The sequence below is a fragment of the Streptomyces sp. SID3343 genome, assembly GCF_009865215.1.
Lineage (GTDB): Bacteria > Actinomycetota > Actinomycetes > Streptomycetales > Streptomycetaceae > Embleya.
The window spans coordinates 23,147-45,501 of the sequence record NZ_WWJX01001423.1 but is presented as its reverse complement, the minus strand read 5'-3'; the positions used below and the strand labels follow the sequence as shown (position 1 = coordinate 45,501).

Annotated in this window: 22 protein-coding genes and 1 pseudogene; 16 read left to right on the top strand and 7 right to left on the bottom strand. The window is 68.8% G+C overall.

Annotated elements, in window-relative coordinates; translation table 11 throughout:
* The 4 genes from GT354_RS45410 to GT354_RS45395 all read left to right on the top strand — a co-directional run.
* Positions 1-216: hypothetical protein (locus GT354_RS45410; RefSeq protein ID WP_202513024.1), on the top strand; the 216-nt coding region annotated here is incomplete at its 5' end.
* Positions 213-803: a 2Fe-2S iron-sulfur cluster-binding protein gene (locus tag GT354_RS45405; RefSeq protein WP_161363262.1), complete on the top strand. Its 591-nt coding sequence runs from the start codon at positions 213-215 to the stop codon at positions 801-803. The genes GT354_RS45410 and GT354_RS45405, both read left to right, overlap by 4 nt.
* A gap of 35 nt (positions 804-838) precedes the next feature.
* The gene (locus GT354_RS45400) at positions 839-2,974 is read left to right on the top strand and encodes a xanthine dehydrogenase family protein (RefSeq protein WP_346012472.1); all 2,136 of its coding nucleotides are present in this window, start codon (positions 839-841) and stop codon (positions 2,972-2,974) included.
* Between the two features lie 177 nt (positions 2,975-3,151).
* Positions 3,152-4,552 (top strand): MFS transporter, encoded by a 1,401-nt coding sequence (locus tag GT354_RS45395; protein WP_161363260.1) that lies wholly within the window; start codon positions 3,152-3,154, stop codon positions 4,550-4,552.
* Positions 4,553-4,833: 281 nt separating this feature from the next.
* Here the strand turns inward: GT354_RS45395 and GT354_RS45390 are convergent, their stop codons facing one another.
* The gene (locus GT354_RS45390; RefSeq protein ID WP_161363258.1) at positions 4,834-5,289 is read right to left on the bottom strand and encodes an ATP-binding protein; all 456 of its coding nucleotides are present in this window, start codon (positions 5,287-5,289) and stop codon (positions 4,834-4,836) included.
* 198 nt (positions 5,290-5,487) lie between these two features.
* Here GT354_RS45390 and GT354_RS45385 point away from each other — a divergent pair, with 198 nt between their 5' ends.
* The 6 genes and pseudogenes from GT354_RS45385 (at position 5,488) to GT354_RS45360 (ending at position 8,693) form a co-directional block, all read left to right on the top strand.
* Positions 5,488-6,321, top strand: a complete 834-nt coding sequence (locus tag GT354_RS45385) for a helix-turn-helix transcriptional regulator (protein ID WP_161363256.1) — start codon at positions 5,488-5,490, stop codon at positions 6,319-6,321.
* The gene (locus GT354_RS55280; RefSeq protein ID WP_346012471.1) at positions 6,318-6,503 is read left to right on the top strand and encodes a DUF397 domain-containing protein; all 186 of its coding nucleotides are present in this window, start codon (positions 6,318-6,320) and stop codon (positions 6,501-6,503) included. Before GT354_RS45385 ends, GT354_RS55280 begins: the two co-directional genes overlap by 4 nt.
* 51 nt (positions 6,504-6,554) lie before the next feature.
* Positions 6,555-6,734: pseudogene (locus GT354_RS45375) on the top strand (DUF397 domain-containing protein); the annotation flags it as partial.
* Between the two features lie 3 nt (positions 6,735-6,737).
* Positions 6,738-6,923 (top strand): DUF397 domain-containing protein, encoded by a 186-nt coding sequence (locus GT354_RS45370; protein ID WP_161363251.1) that lies wholly within the window; start codon positions 6,738-6,740, stop codon positions 6,921-6,923.
* 47 nt (positions 6,924-6,970) lie between these two features.
* Positions 6,971-7,612, top strand: coding sequence for a class I SAM-dependent methyltransferase (locus tag GT354_RS45365; protein ID WP_161363249.1), 642 nt, complete (start codon positions 6,971-6,973; stop codon positions 7,610-7,612).
* A gap of 496 nt (positions 7,613-8,108) precedes the next feature.
* Entirely contained in the window at positions 8,109-8,693 is a 585-nt protein-coding gene (locus GT354_RS45360) for an HIT family protein (protein ID WP_161363246.1), read from the top strand.
* Between the two features lie 29 nt (positions 8,694-8,722).
* Here GT354_RS45360 and GT354_RS45355 read toward each other — a convergent pair whose 3' ends face one another.
* Positions 8,723-9,490 (bottom strand): hypothetical protein, encoded by a 768-nt coding sequence (locus tag GT354_RS45355; protein WP_161363244.1) that lies wholly within the window; start codon positions 9,488-9,490, stop codon positions 8,723-8,725.
* A 323-nt stretch (positions 9,491-9,813) separates the two neighbouring features.
* Between GT354_RS45355 and GT354_RS45350 the strand changes: the two genes are divergently transcribed.
* From GT354_RS45350 to thiL, 3 genes are read left to right on the top strand one after another with little or no spacing between them, the layout of a single operon-like run.
* Positions 9,814-10,545 carry a hypothetical protein gene (locus tag GT354_RS45350; RefSeq protein ID WP_161363242.1) on the top strand — a complete coding sequence of 244 codons (732 nt, stop codon included), beginning with the start codon at positions 9,814-9,816 and terminating at the stop codon, positions 10,543-10,545.
* Positions 10,546-10,591: 46 nt separating this feature from the next.
* Positions 10,592-11,251 carry a (d)CMP kinase gene (locus tag GT354_RS45345; RefSeq protein ID WP_161363241.1) on the top strand — a complete coding sequence of 220 codons (660 nt, stop codon included), beginning with the start codon at positions 10,592-10,594 and terminating at the stop codon, positions 11,249-11,251.
* Positions 11,248-12,351, top strand: coding sequence for a thiamine-phosphate kinase (thiL, locus tag GT354_RS45340; protein WP_202513023.1), 1,104 nt, complete (start codon positions 11,248-11,250; stop codon positions 12,349-12,351). The genes GT354_RS45345 and thiL overlap by 4 nt, the downstream gene beginning before the upstream one ends.
* A gap of 341 nt (positions 12,352-12,692) precedes the next feature.
* On the opposite strand, the gene GT354_RS45335 is transcribed toward thiL, so the two are convergent.
* Positions 12,693-14,213, bottom strand: coding sequence for an MFS transporter (locus tag GT354_RS45335; RefSeq protein WP_161363239.1), 1,521 nt, complete (start codon positions 14,211-14,213; stop codon positions 12,693-12,695).
* Positions 14,214-14,665: 452 nt separating this feature from the next.
* On the opposite strand from GT354_RS45335, the gene GT354_RS45330 reads away from it, so the two are divergent.
* The 3 genes from GT354_RS45330 to GT354_RS45320 all read left to right on the top strand — a co-directional run bounded on the left by GT354_RS45330 (position 14,666) and on the right by GT354_RS45320 (position 18,341).
* Positions 14,666-16,450 carry a DEAD/DEAH box helicase gene (locus GT354_RS45330; RefSeq protein WP_161363237.1) on the top strand — a complete coding sequence of 595 codons (1,785 nt, stop codon included), beginning with the start codon at positions 14,666-14,668 and terminating at the stop codon, positions 16,448-16,450.
* A gap of 338 nt (positions 16,451-16,788) precedes the next feature.
* Entirely contained in the window at positions 16,789-17,460 is a 672-nt protein-coding gene (locus tag GT354_RS45325; RefSeq protein WP_161363235.1) for a helix-turn-helix domain-containing protein, read from the top strand.
* Positions 17,461-17,570: 110 nt separating this feature from the next.
* Positions 17,571-18,341, top strand: coding sequence for a S16 family serine protease (locus GT354_RS45320; RefSeq protein ID WP_346012470.1), 771 nt, complete (start codon positions 17,571-17,573; stop codon positions 18,339-18,341).
* Positions 18,342-18,644: 303 nt separating this feature from the next.
* Here GT354_RS45320 and GT354_RS45315 read toward each other — a convergent pair whose 3' ends face one another.
* The 4 genes from GT354_RS45315 to GT354_RS45300 form a co-directional block, all read right to left on the bottom strand.
* Positions 18,645-19,616, bottom strand: a complete 972-nt coding sequence (locus GT354_RS45315; RefSeq protein ID WP_161363233.1) for a glycine betaine ABC transporter substrate-binding protein — start codon at positions 19,614-19,616, stop codon at positions 18,645-18,647.
* 2 nt (positions 19,617-19,618) lie between these two features.
* Entirely contained in the window at positions 19,619-20,362 is a 744-nt protein-coding gene (locus tag GT354_RS45310) for an ABC transporter permease (protein WP_202513025.1), read from the bottom strand.
* A gap of 68 nt (positions 20,363-20,430) precedes the next feature.
* Positions 20,431-21,687 (bottom strand): ATP-binding cassette domain-containing protein, encoded by a 1,257-nt coding sequence (locus tag GT354_RS45305; protein ID WP_161363229.1) that lies wholly within the window; start codon positions 21,685-21,687, stop codon positions 20,431-20,433.
* Positions 21,680-22,327 (bottom strand): ABC transporter permease, encoded by a 648-nt coding sequence (locus tag GT354_RS45300; RefSeq protein WP_161363227.1) that lies wholly within the window; start codon positions 22,325-22,327, stop codon positions 21,680-21,682. The genes GT354_RS45305 and GT354_RS45300 overlap by 8 nt, the downstream gene beginning before the upstream one ends.
* Positions 22,328-22,355 lie beyond the last annotated feature (28 nt).

The window sequence follows — 22,355 nt, the reverse complement described above, 5'->3', positions numbered from 1 at the left end:
GGGCCGGTGCGCGCGTTCGGCGCCGAGCAGTGGCTGGCGACCCGGATAGACGCGCGTACCGGCCGGCTCGTGGACGCGCGCGACGCCGCGGACTTCGGCCGGCTCGTCGCCGACGAGGTACGCCCGGAGGCCGAACAGCGGGCCGCGCGAGCGCACTTGCGGCACGTCCTCGCGGTGTGCGCGCGGCGCGCGGTACATCGGGCGTTCGCGGCATGAGCGCCGGGGCGGACGGTCTTCCCGAGGGTTTCCCGGCGGGCTACGGCGAGCCGACCACGTCGTACGTACTGCGGGTCAACGGCGAGGCACGGTTGATCGAGAACGCGTGGATCGGCGAGAACCTGCTGTACGTGCTGCGCGAGCGGCTCGGGCTTCCCGGGGCCAAGGACGGCTGCGGGCAAGGCGTGTGCGGAACCTGCACGGTCCAGCTCGACGGAGTCGCGGTCGCGGCGTGCCTGATCGCGGCGGCCACCCTCGGCGACCGCGAGGTGCGCACGATCGAGGACCTGGACAACGACACGGAGACCGGCGAAGTACAGCGCGCGCTGGTCGAGTTCGGCGCGGTGCAGTGCGGCTACTGCGTACCCGGTGTGGTGGCTTCCGCGTGCGCGCTGCTCGCGCGCGCGCCCGAGCCGGGCGAGGTGGAGATCCGGCGCGCGCTCGACGGCCATCCGTGCCGGTGCGCGGGGCCGCATCCGATGGTGGACGCGGTCCGCGCGGCGGCACGCCGCCGGGTACCGCAGGAAACCCACTCGACGATGATGTTCAACGTGATCGCGCCACCGTCGGCCGGCGGCGCGGAGTGAGCATCGGGGAATCCGCGCCACGCCCCGACGGGGACGTGAAGGCCCGCGGGCGGTTCTCGTTCACGGGCGACCTGTGGGCGCCGGGCCTGCTGTGGTGCGTGCTCGTACGCTCGCCGTACCGGCACGCCCGGATCCTGGGCATCGACGTGGGCCCGGCCTACGCGGTACCGGGTGTGCACGGCGTGGTGACGGCCGCGGACCTGCCGGCCGGCGCCTGCCACGGCCAGATCGTGGCGGATCGGCCCGTGCTGGCCAACGACGTCGTGCGGTTCGCGGGCGAGGGCGTCGCGGCGGTCGCGGCCGAGACGTTGCAGGCCGCGAAGGCGGGCGCGGCGGCGGTCCTGGTGGGCTATGAACCGCTGGACGTCGCCTCCGACCCCGAACACGCCTTCGCCGGCCCGCCGTTGCACCCCGACGGCAACGTGCTGCGGCACATCGCGCTGCGGCACGGCAAGCCGGTCCGCACCCGGCGCGACGGCAGCCCGGTCGAGGAGGTCGTGGTCGAGGGCCTGTACGAGGTCCCCGCGCAGTATCAGGCCAACCCCGCCACCGACGCAGCCCTCGCGATGCCCTCGCCGGACGGCGGCGTCGAGTTGCACGTGGCGTCGCCGTACCCGCACGCGGATCGCGATCAGGTCGCGGAGTGCCTGGGGCTGCCGCCCGGGATGGTGCGGCTCATGCCCACCGGCGCCGGTGGCTCCTCCGGAACCCGCGAGGACGTCGGGCTGACCGCGGTGGTCGGGCTGCTCGCGCTGCGCACCGGGCGGCCGGTCAAGGCGGTGCTCGACCGGGACGAGTCGTTGCGGGCGGGCGGGCACCGGCACGCGGCGCGGATGAAGTACACGCACCGGGCCGACGCCGACGGCCGGTTGCTCGCGGTCGAGGCGCAGATCATCCTCGACGGCGGCGCGTACGCGGGCGTGTCGCCCGAGGTCGTGGGCCGGCTGGTGGGATGCGCGGCGGGGCCGTACATGGTGCCGTACGCGGTCGTGGACGCGTGGGCGGTGCGGACCAACAACGCGCCGGCGGGCACCATGCGCGGGGCCGGCGCGGTACAGGTGTGCTTCGCGCACGAGGCGCAGATGGACAAGTTGGCGGACGCGCTCGGGATGGATCCGGTCGAGTTGCGGCTGCGCAACGCGTTGAGCACCGGGACGATGCTGACCACCGGCCAGGTGTTGACCGGTCCGGTGCCGGTGGGGGCCGCGGTGCGCGCGGTCGCGGAGGCGGCGGCGCCGACCGCGCCGCCGGCGCCGGGGACGTTGCGGGGGACCGGCTACGCGGTCGGGCTGATGCCGCTGCTGGGGATCGAGGGGGCCGACGAGTCCTCTACGGCCACGGTGCGCTTCGACGGCGGCGTGGTGACGGTCACGTGCGCGGCGGTGGAGGTCGGGCAGGGTTTCGTGAACCTGGTGCGGCAGATCGTCGACGAGGTGCTGGGCGTTCCGGACGCGATCGTGTTGCAGGCGGGCACGGCCTTGCCGACCGCCGGGGCGCCGGGGATGGGCCGGCACACGTGGCTCACGGCGGGGGCGGTGGAGCAGGCGGCGCGGGAGATTCGCGAGCGGTTGTTGGCGCCGGTGGCGGCGCGCTACGGGATGACGGCGAAGTTGCTGGACATCCGTGACGGGCGGATCAGGTCGTACGACGGCTTGATCGACCTGTCGGTGGACGTGATGTACGAGGACACCGCGACGGTGACCACGGCGGGCGCGTGCAAGGCGCCGGCCACCGAGCCGCTGGACGACGCGGGGCAGGGCAACGCGTACCCGGCGGTGGCCTTCTCGGCGTGCCGGGTCGTGGTGGACCTGGACCCGGAGCTGGGCACGATCCGGATCGTGGACGTGACGGGCGCCTACGACGCCGGCCGGGTCCTGGATCCGGCGCAGGCGCGCGTACGGGTGGAGAGTTCGGTGGCGATGGGGGTCGGGCTGGCGCTGACCGAGGACCCGGAGTCGGTGTGGACCCCGCCGGGCACGTGGGACGTACCGCCGGTGCGGATCGCCGCGTGGATCGAGGAGCCGCAACCCGGATCGCCGTTCGGCGCGAAGGGACTGGGCGACGCGTCCATCGTCCCGGTCTCGGCGGCGGTCGCGGCGGCGGTCCGCGACGCCACGGGGCTGGAACTTCCGAGGCTGCCGCTGCGCCCTCGCGACGTGGTGGTGGACTGAGCTCTCCGGGGCGTGGTCTCGGTCGAGTGGTGTTTCCCGGGCAAGTGTTTTCGGCGCGTTTCCATGACGTTGTCTCGTTCCACGACGTTGTCTCGTTCTATGACGTTGTCTCGTTCTATAAGGAGTAGTCGTCTTGTTCTATAAGGCGTATATGTGACAACCCTTTAGGCTGTCTCGGTGACAGCAGTGGGAGAGTCGAAGCGAGCACGACGCCGTGCCGAGAAGTCCGACACGGAGCCCGGTGTACTGACCCGGCCCTATCTCCACTTGACCCTCGGAATCGTCTCCGTCGTGCTGCTGATCGCCTTCGAGGCGATGGCGGTGGGGACCGCGATGCCGGTGGCGGTCAAGGAACTCCACGGGGTACCGCTCTACGCGCTCGCGTTCTCCGCGTTCTTCACCACCAGCCTGCTCGCGATGGTCTTCTCCGGTGAGTGGTGTGACGCGCGTGGGCCCCGGTTGCCGCTGTTCGGCGGGATCGGCGCGTTCGCGCTGGGGCTCGTGCTCGCGGGCACGGCGCAGTCGATGTGGCCGTTCATCCTGGGCCGCGCGGTGCAGGGGCTCGGCGGCGGCTTGGTGATCGTGTCGCTGTACGTGGTGGTGGGGCGGGCATATCCGTCGGACCTGCGGCCCCGGGTGTTCTCGGCGTTCTCGGCGGCCTGGGTGTTGCCGTCGATCGTGGGGCCGCCGGTGTCGGGTCTGGTCACCGATCACCTCGGGTGGCGCTGGGTGTTCCTGGCGATCCCGGTCCTGGTCGCGCTGCCGATCGCGATGATGATGCCGCAGATCAAGCGGATGAAGGGCGAGTCCGTGCCGGGCGCGCGGATGAACCGGCGCCGGATCGGCGCGGCGGTCGGGGCCTCGGTGGGCGCGGGGATGCTCCAGTACGGAGGGCAGCACCTGAACGTGGTGGGCGTGGTCCTGCTCGTGGTCGGCCTGGCGTGCATGGCGATGACGGTGCCTCGGCTGCTGCCCAAGGGCACGCTGCGGGCCGAGCGCGGGTTGCCTGCGGTGATCCTGTCGCGGGGCGTGATCGCGGGCTCGTTCTTCGCGGTGGAGTCGTTCGTGCCGCTGATGCTGATCAGCGAGCACGGGTTGTCGCCGACGCAGGCGGGCCTGACGCTGACCGCCGGCGCGTTGTCCTGGTCGATGGGCTCCTGGTATCAGGGACGCGCCTCGCGGACGCGGCGGCCTCGGCTGGTGCGGGTGGGCTTCCTGCTCGTCGCGGTGGCGATCGGCGGGGCGCTGCTGGCGCTGGTGCCGGGGATGCCGGCGTGGACGGTCACGGTGGGCTGGTTCTTCGGCGGCGCGGGCATGGGGATGGCGATCTCGGCGGTGAGCGTGCTCACGCTCGACCTGTCCACCCCGGAGGACTCGGGCACGAACTCCTCCTCGCTCCAGGTGGCGGACTCGCTGGGCACGATCGTGATGGTCGGCCTGGGCGGCGCGATCTTCGCCGCCCTGCACGAGGGAACCGGTCGGGACAGCGGCGTCTTCACGCTGATCTTCGCGATCATGCTGGGCGTGGCGTTGCTGGGAGCCCTGATAGCCCCCCGAGTCCGCAAGACGGACGTCTGATCGGTACCGCCAACCTCGCTCACAGCGTCGAGCCTTGAAACCTGATCACCGCGAGACGCGGTAACGCGTGGCCGAGCGCCGGTCCCGGGCCCATCGCGCGCGGTCGGCTCCGGCGGGCGGGCCCGACCCGTGAAACGCCATGTCGGTCGCCGGTGATGCCGCGAGTGCGCCCGGGACGGATGTGGTTCGCGTCCTCGGGGGCCGGGCGCCCTCGCGTTGTGTTCTCGGTTGTGGTGCTCGGCCGTGCCCTTCCGCGTCCGGTGGGCCCGCGGCCTGGTAACTCAGATGGAGATGGTGAACCAGACACGTTTGCCTCGGCCGGCCGGGAGGGGGATGACCCCGCAGCGGTCGGTCAGGTGGTGCACGAGGTGGAGGCCGTAGCCGGACTCCGCCTCGGTGGCCGGTGCGGGCCCTTCGTGGGGGAACAGCACCCGGGTGTCGTCGTGGTCGTCGACGTGGACGGTGAATCGGCGGGTCGAGCGATCGTGTCGCGCTTCCACATGCACGGTGGTGCCGGGCAGGTGGGTGACGCAGTTGGCGAACAACTCCCCGACGGCGGAACGGAGATCGTCCGTTGCCGTGTCGCCGGCGCCGGCGAGTTCGGCGGCGACCGAGACGAGGTCGCGCACCGCCCGCGCGTTCTTGCCGTGGGCGCCGCACGTGACGACGAGGGCGGGTTCGCCGCTTGGTGTCGTCGCGGGTGGCGCGGGGTGTGTGGGGTGAGTGGCTGAGGACATCGGACCTCCCGTGGTTGGGCGCGGCTCGGTGCCCCTGTGCACAGGGTGGCCGTCCTTGCGGCCGTGGTCATGATTGAACGTGCGACAGGTTGCATGCAACGCGAGGCGGGGTCATTCACTCGAAAGGGGTTAATCGCTCGGGGCTCTCGCACACGTGGGGGAGGATGCACATGCACACAGGATGCAAGGGGGTGGCACATGCCTGCGATGCGGCAACGGAGGCGTCTCGGTATCGAACTGCGAACACTGCGCCTGGACGCCGGTTACACGGTCGACGGGGTTGCGGATGCGCTCGGCTGGAGCAAATCCAAGGTGTCGCGCATCGAGACGAGCCGGGTAGCCCTCACTCGCCACGACCTCTACCGCCTCTGTGGCCTGTACGACGTCAAGGACGGCGAGTCCCAAGCTTTGCAGGATCTGCATGCCGGCTCGGACGACCATCGATGGTGGCTTGAGTACGGCGATGTAGTCGGTTCCGTCCTGGAGGACTACATCTCGCTGGAAGCTCAGGCTTCGGAGATCGCAGTGGCGAACGGCGGCTTGATCCCAGGGCTTCTCCAGTGTCGCGAGTACGCCGAGGCAATCACGCCTCCCAATCCGAACGAGCCGGAGAGCGCGGAAGGGATCGTCGAGGTCCGGCTGCGTCGCCGAGCTGCCATCACCGGTGAGAATCCCGCGGACTTGACGGCCGTCATCGGCCCCAGCGCCTTCTACCTGGAGACCGGTGGGCGCGACGTTCTGAAGGCACAGCTGAAGCACTTCTTGGACTTGGCCGAGTTGCCGACGGTGGACATCTGGGCGATCCCCGACAAGGCGACCGATGCCGCCTTCTCCGGCGGAGTCACGATCTTCGATTTCGCGGATGTGCGTGACCCGAGTGTGGCTTACGTCGAGTACTCCGGCGGCATGCTGTCCAAGGACAAACCTCGTGAGGTTCGGCGCTACCGACGGCTGTTGAGGCACCTGGCCGACCAAGCGTTGCCGCCGGACGAGACCAAGACATTCATCACGCAGAGATTGGAAGAGCTGTGATCGCTCCCCAGCACCAGTGGCGTAAGTCGTCCTACTCGTCACACACGGGCGACGACTGTGTGGAGGCCGCTTCGCTGCACGCGGTCACGGCCGTGCGAGACACCAAAGACCGCTCTCGCGGCTGCCTTGAAGTCCCGTGTGGATCTTGGGCGTTGCTCCTGGCCGCAGTTTGTGCACCCTGATGTGCTCGACGTCGAGATGACACATGACCGTCCCGCACAGGTTGGCGAACGTCTTCCTACTCGAATCCGAGCGACAGCGACTGCGTGGAGGCCGTCCTGTCGTCGGCGGCGACGGCGGTTCGCGACACGAAGGATCGCACTCGCGGTGGCCTCGAAGTCCAGGCTGCGCCTTGGGGTCTGCGCCTGACCGGCGGTTCGCGCTTCCCAACTTGCTCCACGTCGACGGGATGACCCGTGACCACTCCCGCACTGGCATGGCGTAAGTCGTCCTACTCGACGCAAACCAGTGAAGACTGCGTGGAAGTCGCATCGCTTCCCGCTGCGGCTGCGGTGCGGGACGGCAAAGCGCGTGAGCGTGGTCCGATCGCGGTCTCGGAAGCGGCCTGGGTCGCGTTGTTGGACGGAGTCCGCCGGGTTTGAGGGTCGGCTGTCGCGTGGTGGCCGACGGCGTGGCGTAGCGTGCTCGCATGGGTACTGCGGCGGGAGCGCGAGGGCCTGGTGGCGCGGCACGGCCGCGTGGGACGGCCGGGTACGGCGAGGCGGCCGAGGCGTTGGCGGAGCAGTACGAGGGGGTGACCTTCGCCGACGTGCACCGCGACGTGCTGCACCTGTTCCCGGACGCCCCGAGCCGGGTCGTCGACCTCGGAGCGGGCAGCGGACGAGACGCCGCCGCGCTGGCCGCGCTCGGTCACCGGGTCGTCGCGGTGGAGCCGACCGACGAGCTGCGGCGGCTCGGGGAGCGGATCCACGCGGGGGCGGGCGTCGAGTGGGTGGACGACTCGCTGCCGGAACTGGCCGGTGTGCAGGGCCCGTTCGACGTCGTGTTGCTCACCGCCGTGTGGATGCATCTGGACGAAGCCGAGCGTCTTGCCGGCATGCGACGGATCCTCACCCTGTCGGCCCCGGGTGCCCGGGTGGTGATGACTCTCCGACACGGCCCGGTCCCCGAGGGCCGACGAATGTGGGACGTCTCCGCGCCGGAGACCGTCGAGTTGGCCGACCGTTTCGGGTTCCGGCCGTTGTACGTGGGCGCGCGCACCGATCTGCACGCGCGGTCCGGAGTGCGCTGGACCATGGTGGTGCTGGAGGACGGCAGGGCCGCGTCGTGACGACGATCCGATGATCACGCGGATTCACCCGAACGCATTCTTTGTCCGGGTCGACTGCACCCGACGCCGCAGCCCGCTTCGGAATCGAATGGGCGGCCGACGAAATGCCCCGCGACCTGCTGGAACAGTGCTGCGCCGACGTGCCGAGGACCTGGGCATCCCGTCCGAGCGGGGTTATTTTGCGGTCGGGCCGGCCGGATTGGTCGACTAGCATGCCGTCGAGTGTTTCGCTGCGGCAACGTCAGGCTCATTCGACTCCGATAAAGATCACGGTCTTCGGAGAATCACCGATACCCATCTGTTCGCTTGCCTCGCGACGGCAGTCGGATCGGTATTGCATCGGTATTGCCGGATCGCGCGCAGTTGCGTGCCGGTACAGTCACGGGGTCGCGCACGAATCCGCAACAGGAGGCGTCTCACGGTGAGTACACATGTGCCAAATCACGGTGATCGGGGTATCGGGTCACGAAACGGAGTGATCGGAAAGTTGTCCCGGATGTTCGGTGTGCGGGCAAACCGGGAAATTGCAGCTCACGACCGGGATTCGGCTCCCGCCGAGGCATCGGGGGCGCCGGACTGTTTATTTTGCAAGCTGAATCGTCCGGACTTGAATAATATCCTCCAGCAAAACGGCACTTTCTATGCCAGGTACGACAACTTCCCGGCAGCCGAAGGGCATGTCGAGATCGTTCCGAAGCGGCATGTCGAGTCTTTGTTCGAGCTCACGCCCGCAGAGGTGCACGACGCGTACGCCCTGATGGTGGCCGTACAGCGCAAGCTCTCCGCCGACCACCGGCCGGACGGCTGGACCGTCGGCGTCAACGAGGGCCGGGCGGCCGGTCGCACCATCGATCACTTGCACATCCATCTGATCCCACGCACCTTCGGTGACGTCGAGGACCCCCGGGGCGGGATCAGGCAGGTGGTACCCAACTGCCATCCCGAGACGTGGGCTCCCGCCGCGACACCGGCGGCCGGATCCGCGCCCGAGGTCGCACCCGAGCCCGCACTCGCACCCGAGCCCGAGCCGGCCGGCGATTCTGCGGAACGCGGATCGGAATGTGCCGACGTCAAGCGATAAAGAACGACCGGCCGGTGTCGTCGAGTCGGTCAGAGGTTCTGCAGGCTTCGCTTTCCGAGAGTCTGGCTCAGGGAATTGATTTCCTGCCAGAATTCGGGGACGGCCAGCACGTCGTAGCCCGTGCGCGCATCGACGCTGATGCACCCGACGAAATTGCCGGCTCGATTCCTGATCGGCGTCGCGAATACTGCGCCCCGATGACGTACGCGCGTGAAGTCGAGCCAGGAAAGCCCCATCACCGCGTCCTCGCCGTGCGCGTTGCGATGGCTTTCGAAGTCACCCGCAGTCGCCAATCGTACGGCCAGTCGCTCGACGTTCTTTTTCTGCTCGGCGTTCTCTTTCCAGCAGAGCCCGACCACACCGACACCCTTGGGTGGCGCGAAGGATCTCGTCGGCTGGACATTGCCGAGGCGGTAGGCGGCGACCCGTTCGAGGCGACCGTGCCACGGGTGTCGGACCGAGCGCCGGACCCGCCAGATGTAGAGCGCGACGTCGCCGATGTCGATCGGCGAAGATCCCTTGGTCGCAATCTTGAGAACCCCGCCGAGGTGCGTGAGTATCTCGTTTCTTGTCGCCGTCCTCGCTGCGGTCAGGCTGCGCTTCACCAGCGCCTGGCAGGGAGTGAGCGCGCCGAAGACCCCGATCGTGCAGATCAGCACCAAGGGCAGGTAGTCCGTGTCGTCGGCAGACCGCTCCCAGAAATCCTTGCTCGGCACGTGGTACTGGCGAGCCGCCATGAGGATCGTCGCGGCGAGCAGGATCAGGCGGTCCAGGAGCTTTGCCGTCGAAGGTCTCATCCGGGCAGTTTAGGGACCTCGGATTTGATAATCGATGGTCTTCCCGGTCGCATTCGGCGTGCGCAGGTGCCGGCGCCCGTATCGCGGATCTTCGTCCGATGCCTGGGCCGGCGTATTCACGGCAACGCATCGTGCGGTCGGGGATCGAGCGGCCATGGATCATGCGGCCATGGATCATGAAGAAAGCCGACCTGGGACCCGAGCGGAATCTGACGCTCCGTCAAAGATCCTTGCAGTTGGCAAGTGATCACGGTAGGTTATCAATCCTGAGGCCGACTTCGCAACGTTTTTCACGTGCTGCTCCGTCGGATGGGGGATCAGATATGCGCGCCCGATTCCAGTGTGATGGTTCGGATCTGTGCGAGGAACTGCGCGGCTCTTCGGCAACGGCTTTTTCGCTGGTCTACCAGGGCGATCCGGAGAGTCGAACCATTTGCGCCACGGCGCATCTTCGCGTCCTCGCGGACCTTTCTCCGTTATGCGTCGGACACCTGCTGTTGTTGCCGATCGAGCACTATCCGAGCTTCGCTCGACTGATCTCCGACGGCAGCGCGGAGCTGGCCGATCTCCTCGCCGAGATCGTGCCGCGCTATCTGGACACCTTCGGCGCCCTGACCATCGTGGAGCACGGCTCGTCGCTCGACATGACATCGACGGCCTGCATCTCCCACGCCCACTGGCACCTGCTGCCGATCGCCGGTGGAGCCGTGAACAGGCTGATTCTGGCCGACGGATTGACCCCCGTAGAGGTCCCGAGTCTGGACGACCTGCCCTCGGTCGGCGGTCAAGGCTCCTATTTCTTCTGCCTCGACGACACGGGAATGCGCCTCTATCGCGCGGAATCCCACGTGCGCGGTCAATACCTGCGCTCGATAGTCGGGCGGATCCTCGGCATACCCGACCCGCTCTGGGATTATTCGGTCTCGATCCGCCCGGAACTGTTGCGCGAAACGATGGTGCGGACGAGTCGATGGAGTTCCGACGTCGCAGGCAATGCCACGTCGCACGTTGCGAGAGTCGGTAGGAGTACACCCGCCACTTTTCGGCGGACATGACCGCACCACCGGCAGACGAAATCGGTTCGAGGGGAAACAGGTATCCGTGCTCTCAATTTCGATCGACGGTCCGACCGCGAGTGGCAAGACGACACTTGCGACGGGCCTGGCGCGTAGATTCGGATTGGTCTTTCTCGACAGTGGATTGACCTATCGGGCCGTTGCCTACGCACTGGGCCGGGAATCCGTCTCGCCGAAGAGGGCGGACCTGTGGTCCGTCATCGAGCACCGGCCCGGCATCGGGCCCGACGCGGGAAAATCGGATCACGACGGCGAGGGCAGAATTCTCTACCGCGGAAAGGACGTTTCCGACCGGATCTGGGGGCCCGAGCAGGACGACCGACTCAAACAGGTGGCCTCGGATCAGTCCTGGCGTTCCGAGATCCTGCACATGCATCGCGAGATCGTCGATCGGCACCGAAACATCGTGGTCGTCGGTCGGGACGTCGCGGTCACCTTGCTGCCGCAGGCCACGTTGAACATCTACCTGACGGCGAGCCTGACGGTGCGGCGAGAACGCCGACGTGCTCAGTACCGGGACATAAGGCATCGTTCCGCCGCCGTGGGACCGGCCACGAGCCGCGACATCGAGAATCGTGACGCGATTCGCGCGCTTGCGGGCTCGGTCGAGATCGAGTCGACGTACCTGCCGGCCGATGCCGTCCTCAACAGCGTCGTACGCGAGTTGCGGGTGGTGGCCTCGTGAGTGACATCGAACCTACCTACTCGGACGAGCCCACCCGGGTGCGGCGGCTCGTCGCCGAGTTCTTCAGCGGCCAATCGGGAGCCGACGTCGGGGCGGACGGGCTGGCCGTCGACCTGGTGGCGGGGGCCGACGCCAAGGACGATTGCGCCGTCTACGACATCAAGGAACCGGTTTCGCTCGTCGTGGGATCGGACTACGTCCGCGGTCCGAAATTCGTGCTGTACGAGATGGGGCTCCTGACGGGTTTCGACATCGGGTACTACGTCGTGGCCGCGAACGTCAGCGATGTGGCCGCGATGGGCGCGACACCGATCGGCGTGCTCACGGTGGTGCGGTATCCGAGCGAGTTGGACGACGCCGGCTTTCGGCAGGTGATCGCGGGCATCCACCAGGCCTGCACGGACTTCGGGGTGCTCAACGTCGGCGGCGACATCGGCAACGCCGAGCGGGTGGTGCTGTCCGCCACCGCGCTGGGGATCTGCCGTCCCGGCAAGGCCCTGATGCGCAAGGGGGCGCGGCCGGGGGACCTGCTGTGTGTCACCGGCGTGTGCGGCGTCCTCGGTGCGGCCGTCGCGTACTTCCCCCGGCAAGAGGCCGAGGGCTGGACCTTGCCCGCCGCCACGGAAGAGCGACTGTTGAACGCCTGGAAATCGCCTCGGGCCCGGGTGGCCGAGGGGCGCATCCTGGCGCGCGAACCCTACGCCACCGCTTGCCAGGACACCTCGGACGGTCTGAAGGCGACCATCGACCAGATCATGGCCGCGGCCTCCGTCGGATTCCGGGTGGTCGAGCAGAACGTACCCATCGACCCGGCGGTGCGGGCGGTGGCCGAACTGATGGGCGTCGAGCCGTTGGCCCTGTCGATGAGCGCGTCCTCCGACTTCCAGCTGGCCTTCACGCTACCGCCGGAGCATCTCGACGCCTGCCGGGCCGAGTTCGCTTCGGCGGGCCTCGATTTCCACGTGATCGGCGAGGCGATCGAGGAGTGCCGGGTGGAATCGGTGAACGCGGTTGGGGTCACTCGGGCCTTGCCGGGGGTGGCTTGGCGGCATCAGACGAGTGACATCAGTTTGCTCGCGACGGGATCGGAAGCGGGGTAGGTGGGTTCGGTGCTGAGGGTTGGTCCGGGTTTGTCGGGCGTCCTCAGGCGCCGGACGGGCTGTCTTGGCTGCCTTGGGTTCTTGGGGTTGTCCTCAGGCGCCGGACGGGCTGATTTTGGTTGGTCCGGGTTTGTCGGTGTCCTCAGGCGCCGGACGGGCTGTTTTGGCTGTCCTGGGTTCTTGGGGTTGTCCTCAGGCGCCGGACGGGCTGATTTTGGTTGGTCCGGGCTTGTCGGGTGTCCTCAAGCGCCGGACGGGCTGATCTGGCTGCTCTGGGTTCTTGGGGTTGTCCTCATGGGCCGGACGGGCTGGATTGGTTGGTCCGGGCTTGTCGGGTGTCCTCAGGCGCCGGACGGGCCGGGTTGGCTTGGGTGGTTGTTCAGGTGTCGGGGGAGGGCGGTCACGGTGATCAGGCCCAGGGTGAGGATGCCCGAGGCGCTGATCAGGAGGGTGGGTTCGGGGCCGAGGGTGGCTACCGATGGGCCGCCCAGGGCGGTGCCCAGGGGGACGGCGAGGATGCGGATCGCGGAGACGACGGCCAGGACTTGGGGGAGTTGGGCCGGGGTGGACGAGTGTTGGAAGAGGGTGGTGGACATCGTGGAGAAGGGTGGCCACAGGAAGCCCAGGAGGGCGAAGCCTGCCATCGCCGCCCAGGTCGGGGCGCCCAGGCCAACCGGGAGCAGGGTCAGGCCGGAGAGCGTGACGATGCCGGCGGCGGCTCGGGCCAAGGGGAGGCGGCGGAGGTAGCCGGCGAGCAGGGAGCCGAGTACGGCGCCGGCGCCGAAGAGGCTGTAGAAGCCGGCGAGGGTGCCGGCCGACGCGTGCAGGTCCTGGGTGACGTGCAGGGGCAGGGCCACGTAGACGGGGCCGAAGAGGAAGAAGAACCCGATGGTGAGCAGCACCAGGTTGCGCATCGTGGGGTCGGCGCGGATCACTGCCACGCCGCCGGCCCGAGAGGCGCCCTCGACGGGCATCCGCTCCGGGTCCTCGGCGTCGGCCGCCCCGGCTGTCCCGGCCGTCTCGGCAGGCCCGGCGCCGGCTGTCCCGGCCGTCTCGGCAGGCCCGGCGCCGGCTGTCCCGGCCGTCTCGGCAACCCCGGCCCCGGCTGTCCCAGCCGTCTCGGCAGGCCCGGCCTCGCCCGTCCCAGCCGTCTCGGCAACCCCGGCGCCGCCCGTCCCAGCCGTCTCGGCAGCCCCGGCCCCGTCCGTCCCGGTGGCCTCGGCGGCCCCCACGCCGCTGTCCGCACCGGGCGCCGCCACCAGCAGGGTGCCCGCCAGGATCGCGAACGAGGCCGCGTCGACGGCGATCACGCCGATCGCGCCGGTCCACACCACCATGGCGGCGGACAGCAGCGGCCCGGCGACGCTCGATACCGAGCCGATCGTGGAGAACAGTGCGTTGCCCGCGAGATGGTCGCGCTCGCGCAGTTGCCGCGCGAGCAGCGTGTACGTACCTGCCTGACCCCACGAGTGGAGCACCGACGACATCGCGAGCAGCGCGACGCACAGGCCGATCGACAGCGCCCCCGCGACGTGCGCCACCGGTATCGCGCCGAGCGCGGTCGCCCGCAGCAGTGCGTCCCACGTCGCGAGCCGCGCCGGGTTGCGGCCGCGGAGGAGGCGGTTGAGGACGACCGCGCCCAGCGCGCCCGGCAGGGTGTACGCCGCCGCCGCGAGTGCCACCCACACGCCCCGCGCGTCGGCCGGCGCCAACTCCACCGCCAGCCACCCGACCGCGACCACCGCCATGCCGTCGCCGATCGACGAGATCGCGTAGCCCGGCAGCAGCCGACGCAGCACCGGGTGCGCGAGCACGGGCCGATAAGGGGAGCCCCGCAACGGGTGCGGCGTCGAGCGCGCCATCGGATCTCCGATACGTCGAGAAGGCCGGGAAGAAGTTGACCGAAAGAATTCCCCAGCCATTCGACGTGAACGGCCCGTTTGGCGCTGAGCGTAATAGCGATATGTGGTCTCGGGGGACGGGAGATGGTCGACCCCTTGCTGCCGCGATGGCCGAGACGATCTTTAACCGGCCGCAAATCCCCTGGTCAGGGACCACCTGGCGGACACTCGAAGGCATTGTAAAAGATCGTTCCTCGCCTTTTCGGATTCCGCCCGGAGAGAAACTTCTCGGCTGTCGGCGCAATTTCCGGCCAAGCATGGACCCGGCCGGTTTGTCGCGACTCGCCGCAGTGGGTCGGTGGTTGCCGATTTCGGCGTGTCCTCGTGCGCGGTCTGCGCGGAAGTGGTGAGCCGCTCGGGTAGCCTGATCGCTTGCCCGCAACCGCGCCTCGGCTTGGAGCAGACCCGTCGCAGTGAGTACCGCAGCCGCGTCCCATCTGTCCCCGGCGTTCCCCAACCGCGCTCCGTGGGGCACGGCCAACAAGCTCCGCGCCTGGCAGCAGGGGGCCCTCGACACCTACCTCGAACGGCAGCCGCGCGACTTCCTCGCGGTGGCCACACCGGGCGCCGGCAAGACGACGTTCGCGCTGCGCATCGCGTCCGAGTTGCTCGACGCGCACGCGATCCACCAGATCACCATCGTCGCGCCGACCGACCACCTCAAGAAGCAGTGGGCCGAGGCCGCCGCCCGGATCGGCCTGCGGATCGACCCCAACTATTCGAGTGCGTCGGGTCCGGTGTCGAAGGAGTACCACGGCATCGCGGTCACCTACGCGGGCGTCGGCGTGCACCCGATGCTGCACCGTCGACGCTGCGAGAACCGCAAGACGCTGGTGATCCTGGACGAGATCCACCACGCCGGCGACAGCAAGTCGTGGGGCGAGGCGTGCCTGGAGGCGTTCGAGCCGGCCACGCGCCGACTCGCGCTGACCGGTACGCCGTTTCGCTCCGACATCAACCCGATCCCGTTCGTGGTGTACGAGGAGGGCAAGGACGGCATCCGCCGCTCCTCCGCCGACTACACCTACGGCTACGGCCACGCGCTCTCCGACGGTGTCGTGCGCCCGGTGATCTTCATGTCCTACTCGGGCGACCTGCGCTGGCGGACCAAGGCCGGCGACGAGATCGCGGCCTCGCTCGGCGAGCCGATGACCAAGGACGCGATCAGCCAGGCGTGGCGTACCGCGCTCGATCCGCAGGGCTCGTGGATGCCGCAGGTGCTGCGGGCCGCGGACCGCCGCCTGGACGAGGTACGCAAGGCCGTCCCCGACGCCGGCGGCCTGGTGATCGCCACCGACCACGAGTCGGCCCGTGCGTACGCGCGGATGATCCGCGAGATCACCGGCCAGGGCGCGACGCTCGTACTGTCCGACGACGCGGGCGCGTCGAAGAAGATCGACGATTTCTCCGCGTCCGAGGAGCGCTGGATGGTCGCGGTGCGGATGGTCTCGGAGGGCGTGGACGTCCCACGCCTGTCGGTCGGCGTGTTCGCGACCACGATCTCCACGCCGCTGTTCTTCGCCCAGGCGGTCGGCCGCTTCGTGCGGGCCCGGCGCCGGGGCGAGACCGCGTCGGTGTTCCTGCCGTCCGTGCCCACGCTGCTCCAGCACGCGAACGAGATGGAGGTCGAGCGCGACCACGTCCTGGACCGCCCCAAGAAGGAGGGCGGGATGTACGACGAGGAGGACGCCCTCCTCGCCCAGGCCAACGCGCAAAAGGACGAACCGGGGCAGCAGGAGCAGTTCGCCTTCGAGGCCCTGGAGAGCGAGGCGCGGTTCGACCGAGTGCTGTTCGACGGCGCCGAGTTCGGCCTCCAGGCGCATGTGGGCAGCGAGGAGGAAGAGGAGTACCTCGGCCTCCCCGGACTGCTCGAACCCGACCAGGTACAGATGCTGCTGCGCTCGCGGCAGGCCAAGCAGGTCGCCAAGAGCCGGCGCAAGCCCGACCACGAGGCCGACCTGTCGGAGAAACCCGCCGACCAGCGACCGGTGGTGACGCACCGTCAAATGAGCGCGATGCGCAAGGAACTCAACACGATGGTCGCCGCGTGGCACCACCGTACGGGCCAGACCCACGGCCAGATCCACACCGAGTTGCGGCGCGTGTGCGGGGGGCCACCGGTGGCCCAGGCCGTCGCCGGCCAACTGGAAGCGCGAATCGCCAAGATCCGGGAGTGGGCGACCGGGCCCGGACGCTGAACCGTGTCACGTGTCTTGAACCCGACGTAGCGCGGATCACATTTGGTGATTCGCCGGAAATGCGGCAACTGAGGCCCTTCAGTCGATATTTTGCCTGTCCGAATCCCGGATATCACGTGCCACTTGGGGCTTTGCTGGTTAGCGTGATCTTCCGACGCGCCGCCTGGGAGAAACCGTCCTGCGCAGCCGTGGGACGTGATCGGCCTGCCCGCCGACCACAGCCGAGTACGTGTTCGCGCTCCACGATCTGGTGCCGCACAGCCTCGCGAATGCGGCTCCGCTTGGGGAAGCGAATGCCGCTGGACGTACTGGACACGTCACGCGAAGGGAGGGGGATCGTGGTCGCCGAAACGTCACAGATCCTTGACCGAGGGCTCAAGGTCCTCGCACTGCTCGCCGATGCGCCGGAGGGGATGTCGGTTCCCGACATCGCCACTCGACTCGGGGTCAATCGCACGGTCGTCTATCGCATTCTCGCCACGCTGGGACAACACGGCCTCATACGCCGAGACGTCAACGGCCGGACCCGACTGGGGCTCGGCGCGCTGCAATTGGCCCGTCGGGCGCAACCGCTGGTCCGGGACGCGGCCGTGCCGTGTCTGCGCCGCCTGGCCGAGGAGACCGGCGCCACCGCCCACCTGACCATCGTCGACGGCATGGAGGCGCTCGTCGTCGCGGTCGCCGAGCCGACGTGGACCGACTATCACGTGGCCTACCGCGTGGGCTCGCGGCACGCGCTGGACGCCGGTGCGGCGGGACTGGCGATCCTGGCCGCCCGCCGGACGATCGCGGGGCTGGACGCCGCGACCACGTACGTCTACGCCCCGGGCGACGGACGGCACACCGTCCCGGGCATCGCGGCCGCGGTACCGCACCTCGCGGCCGTCGAATCGAGCGTGGGCATCGTCTCGCTCGGCAACCTGGACACCGAACACGTCGGCGCGCGGGTGGCCGAGGCGGCGGCCGAATTGTCCGAGGAACTGGGCGGTGTACACGTGTCGGCTGCGTAGCGGGTCGACTACGTGATCGGTGGACGGTCTCGGCCGGTGCGGGTGTGCCGTTGGGCGTGCGCGCGAGTCCGGTACGGCGGGCGGGACCGCGCCGTGTTTAATTGCCAAGCGTGGCCCGTACCCAGCGCACCCTCGCGGTGTCCGTTCTTCTTGTCGTGATTCTCTTCGTCTTCGCGTTCAGCGTGCCGATGCCGTATGTCGTGACCACTCCGGGGTCCACGGCCGATGTGCTCGGTGACGACGCGGGTCGGCCGGTGATCGAGATCTCGGGGCCCACGGTGGTGGATCCGACGACCGGGCACTTGTTGCTGACGACCATTCACGCTCCCGCGCGCGGCGACACGATTCGGCTGGGTTCGCTGTTGCGCTCGTGGTGGGACACGGACGCGTCCGTCGTGCCCAAGAAGGCCATCTACCCGGAGGGCAAGAGCGTCAAGGAAGTCGTCGAGACCAACCTCAAGGACATGCGGGACTCGCAGGACGACGCGACGGTCGCCGCCTTGAACTACCTCGGCAAGGCGCCCGATCAGGTTCAGGTCAAGTTGCACCTCACGGACGTCGGCGGTCCCAGTGCCGGGTTGTTCTTCGCGCTGGGCATCGTGGACAAGCTGACTCCCGGTGAACTCACGGGTGGGCGGACCATCGGCGGCACGGGTGCGATCGACAAGGCCGGCAAGGTCGGCGAGATCGGTGGGCTGCCGCTCAAGTTGCTGGCCGCGAAGCGGGATGGGGCGACGGTGTTCATGTTGCCCAAGGGCGAGTGTGCGGAGGCTACGCGGGTTGGGGCGGGGGGGCTTCGGTTGATTCCGGTCGAGACGTTGGCTGGGGCGGTGTCGGCGTTGAACGCTTTGAACTCGGGTGGCGTGGTTCCTCGTTGTTGAGGTTGGTGGGTTTTCGGGTGTCCTCAATCGCCGGACGGGCTGATTTTGGGCCTGGGCGGGCTCGGGTTGGGGTTCTTGCGTCCTGGGGGTCGTTCGTCCTCAAACGCCGGACGGGCTGATCGGGTCTGACTGGGCTCGGATGGGATTGTTGCGTGCCGTAGGACGTTCGTCCTCAAACGCCGGACGGGCTGATTTTGGGCCTGGGGGGCTCGGGTTGGGGTTCTTGCGTCCTGGGGGTCGTTCGTCCTCAAACGCCGGACGGGCTGGTTGGGTCCGACTGGGCTCGGACGGGCTGATTGGGGGTCAGGTGATGAAGCCTTCTTGTTTCAGCCAGGCTTCGGCTACGTCTCTTGGTTCGCGGCCTGCCACGTCTACTTCGGCGTTGAGGCTTCGCATGACGTCCGTGGTGAGTTTTGCGGTGATCGGGGCCATGACGTCTTTGATCACCGGGTACTTCTTGTAGGTCTTCTCGTTGATCGTGACCGCGGCGTTGTAGTTCGGGAAGAAGTGTTTGTCGTCTTCCAGGACCTTCAGGTTCATCGCCTGGATTCGGCCGTCGGTGGTGAAGACCTCGCCCAGCAGGCAGGTGGAGCCCTTGGCCGTCTCGGTGTAGATCAGGCCCGACTGCATCTTGCGGATGTTGCCGTCCGGGACCTTGATGCCGTACGCCGCGAGCACGCCGCCCAGCCCGTCGCCGCGGGCCGCGAACTCGTTCTCGACGCAGAACGTCACCGCGCCGTTGTCCCGCTTCGCGAGCACGGCGACGTCGCTGAGCGTGTTCAGCGCGTATCTGCGCATGTTCGCCTGCGTCCCGGCGAAGGCGTAGGTGTTGTTCAGCGGGGCCGGCGGGAGCCACACGATGTGGTTGGACAAGTCCTGCCTGGCCACCGCCTCCCACTGTTGTTGCGGGTCGGTGATCGGCGTGGTGTGGCCGAGGTAGTTGATCCACGCGGTGCCCGTGTACTCCCAGTACAGGTCCACCGAGCCCTTTTTGAGCGCTTCGCGCGCGCCGATCGAGCCCTTGATGTTGGTCTTGTCGATCACGTTCGCGCCCGCGACCTTGAGCGCGAGGCCGGCGATCTCGCCGAGTACGAGCTGCTCGCTGAACTCCTTCGAGCTGACCGTCAGCGTCTTGCCGTCCAGCGTGGGCTCCTTGCGGATCGAGCCGGGTTCGGCGTCGGTGGTCAGCGGCAGGCCGCTTTGCAGGCCGCACGCGGACCCGAGCGCGAACGCGAGCACGACCGACAGGCTCGCCCGCAACACCGCGTGAGCCATCGTCAGCCGCCGTTTCGCAGGCCGCGTGGGCGCAGGCCCTGTTCGGCGAGGGACGCCAGCCAGTCCACCGCGAGCGCGAGCACCACGGTCAGCACGCTGCCGACGATCAGCACTCGCGTGCGCTGGAGCAGGATCCCGTCCTGGATGATGTCGCCGAGCCCGCCCGCGTTGACGAACGTCGCGAGGGTGGCGGTACCGACGTTGAGCACGAGCGCGTTGCGTACGCCGGCGAGTACGAGCGGCACCGCGAGCGGGAGTTCCACCTTGAACAACACACCGGGCATGGACATCCCGATCCCGCGAGCGGCCTCGACCAGGGTGCCGTCGACGTTCTCCAGCCCCGCGATCGTGTTGCTCAGCACCGGCAGGACCGCGTACGCCACCGCGCCGATCAGCGCGACCTTGACGCCCACCCCGAGCCACAGGGTGAGCAGCACCAGCAGGCCGATGGCGGGCGTGGCCTGGCCGATGTTGGCCAGCGCGAGGACGAACGGCGAGAATCGACGGGCCCCGCGGCGAGTCAACAGGATGCCCAGCGGGATCGCGATGACCAGGACCAACACCGTGGACACCGCGGTGAGTTCGATGTGCTCGATCAGCCGGCGCCGGACGTTGGACCACGCGAGCGTGGTGCGTTCGATCGCGTCCAGGTCCTCGTGGGTGATCCACTGCCACAGCGCGAGCAGGACCAGGCCCAGGAACACCGGCACGACCACGAAGTCGGTCCACCGAAAGCGTGACGGCAACGCGAGCGGCCGTGCGGCCCGGGTGTCGGCGTCGACGGTGGGGCCGACCGGCCGGACCTGCTGCCCGCTCACCGCTGGTCGCTCTCGGCCGCGTGCGCGCCGTCGACGTGACCGGCCCGCTCCTCCTCCTCGAAGCGCTGGACGTTTTGCTGCGCCTCCAACTCCTCGAGGTGCACGCGCGCGTCCTCACGGTCGGCTTCCAGCATCTCCTGGATGGAGGTCATCAGCGTCTCGATCGACACCACGCCGACGTACTCGCCGCGCGCGCCGGTCACCGCGACCTTGCCGCCGCCCTCGGTCAGGATCGCGTCGAGCGCGTCCCGCAGCGTGGCGTCGCGGGTGACGGTGTCGCCCACCTCGTGCGCGGTCACCGTGAGTCCGGGGCCGCCGCGCCGTACCTCCTCGCGGCGGATCCAGCGGGTGGGCCGGCCGCGGTCGTCGAGCAACAGCACCTCGTCGGTGCCGTGCTCGCGCGCGGCCCGGCGGATCGTCGCGACGTCGTCGCGCATGCTCGCCGTCGCGAACGGCTTCACCTCGACCTCGCGCACCCGGGAGAGGGTCAACCGCTTGAGCGCGGCGCCCGCCCCGACGAACCCGGCCACGAAGTCGTCGGCGGGGCTGGTCAGGATCGCCTCGGGAGTGTCGTACTGGGCGATGTGCGACTGCTCGCGCAACACCACGATCCGGTCGCCGAGCTTGACCGCCTCGTCGAAGTCGTGCGTGACGAAGACGATCGTCTTGTGCAACTCGTGCTGGATCCGGATCAGTTCGTCCTGGAGATGGCCGCGGGTGATCGGATCGACGGCGCCGAACGGCTCGTCCATGAGCAGGACGGGCGGGTCGCCCGCGAGCGCCCGCGCGACCCCCACCCGCTGTTGCTGGCCGCCGGAGAGCTGACGGGGATAGCGGTTGCGAAAGTCGGCGCTCTCCAGGCCGACGGTCTCCAGGAGTTCGTCCACCCGGCCGGACACCCTGGACCGACTCCATCCCAGCATCTTCGGGACCAGGGCGATGTTTTGACCCACCGTCATGTGCGGGAACAGGCCACTGTTCTGGATCGCGTAGCCGATCTTGCGGCGCAGCTTGACCGGGTCCAGGTGGGTCACGTCGCGGTCGTCGATCATGATCCGGCCCGACGTGGGCTCGATCAGCCGGTTGATCATCTTCATCGTGGTGGTCTTGCCGCTGCCGGACGGACCGACCAGCACCACGAGGCGACCGGCGGGGATCTCCAGCGTGACGCGGTCCACCGCGGGCTGCTTCCCGCCCGGAAACCGCTTGGTGAGCTCTTCGAGTCGGATGGTCGCGCCGGTGACGTCAGCCACGGATCCCCCTGGGAACGGTCAGCCGGCCGAGCAGCACATAGGCGGCGTCGAAGAGCAGGGCCAAAACGACCACGCCGAGGGTGCCCGCCCAGGCGGCGTTGATCGCGTTCTTGCTGCCCAGGCGGGCCAGTCCGTTGAAGATCTCGTTGCCCAGTCCGGGACCGGACACGTAGGCGGCGATCGCCGCGATGCCCATGATCATCTGGGTGGACACCCGGATGCCGGTGAGCAAAGCCGGCCAAGCGAGCGGGAGTTCGACCCGCAGCAGGATCATCACCCGGTTCATCCCGATTCCGCGCGCGGCGTCCACAAGCTGTGGATCGACACCGGCCAGGCCGACGATGGCATTGCGCACGATCGGCAGCAGCGCGTACAGCACGAGCGCGACCACCGTCGGCGCGACGCCCAGGCCGAGCATCGGGATCAACAGGCCGAGCAGAGCGAACGAGGGAACGGTCAGGATGGTCGCCGTGACGCCGATCGCGATCCGCGACGCGAGGGCGCTGCGGTAGGTGGCGATCGCGAGCGCGACGCCGATGACCGTCGCGACGACCATGCACTGGAACACCGCGCTCGCGTGCATCCAGGTCTCGATCCACAGCTGCTCCCGGCGGCTGGAAACGTAGTCCCAGAAACTCAAGGCGGCCCTTTCCCCGGCTCCGGTGATG

What these genes read in the sequence shown, in the direction of transcription:
- GT354_RS45405 (WP_161363262.1), top strand. Translation starts at nt 213, where the DNA reads ATGAGCGCCGGGGCGGACGGTCTTCCCGAGGGTTTCCCGGCGGGCTAC.
- GT354_RS45390 (WP_161363258.1), bottom strand. Translation starts at nt 5,289, where the DNA reads ATGTCCTCAGCCACTCACCCCACACACCCCGCGCCACCCGCGACGACA.
- GT354_RS45385 (WP_161363256.1), top strand. Translation starts at nt 5,488, where the DNA reads ATGCCTGCGATGCGGCAACGGAGGCGTCTCGGTATCGAACTGCGAACA.
- GT354_RS45365 (WP_161363249.1), top strand. Translation starts at nt 6,971, where the DNA reads ATGGGTACTGCGGCGGGAGCGCGAGGGCCTGGTGGCGCGGCACGGCCG.
- GT354_RS45360 (WP_161363246.1), top strand. Translation starts at nt 8,109, where the DNA reads ATGTTCGGTGTGCGGGCAAACCGGGAAATTGCAGCTCACGACCGGGAT.
- GT354_RS45355 (WP_161363244.1), bottom strand. Translation starts at nt 9,490, where the DNA reads ATGAGACCTTCGACGGCAAAGCTCCTGGACCGCCTGATCCTGCTCGCC.
- GT354_RS45350 (WP_161363242.1), top strand. Translation starts at nt 9,814, where the DNA reads ATGCGCGCCCGATTCCAGTGTGATGGTTCGGATCTGTGCGAGGAACTG.
- GT354_RS45335 (WP_161363239.1), bottom strand. Translation starts at nt 14,213, where the DNA reads ATGGCGCGCTCGACGCCGCACCCGTTGCGGGGCTCCCCTTATCGGCCC.
- GT354_RS45315 (WP_161363233.1), bottom strand. Translation starts at nt 19,616, where the DNA reads ATGGCTCACGCGGTGTTGCGGGCGAGCCTGTCGGTCGTGCTCGCGTTC.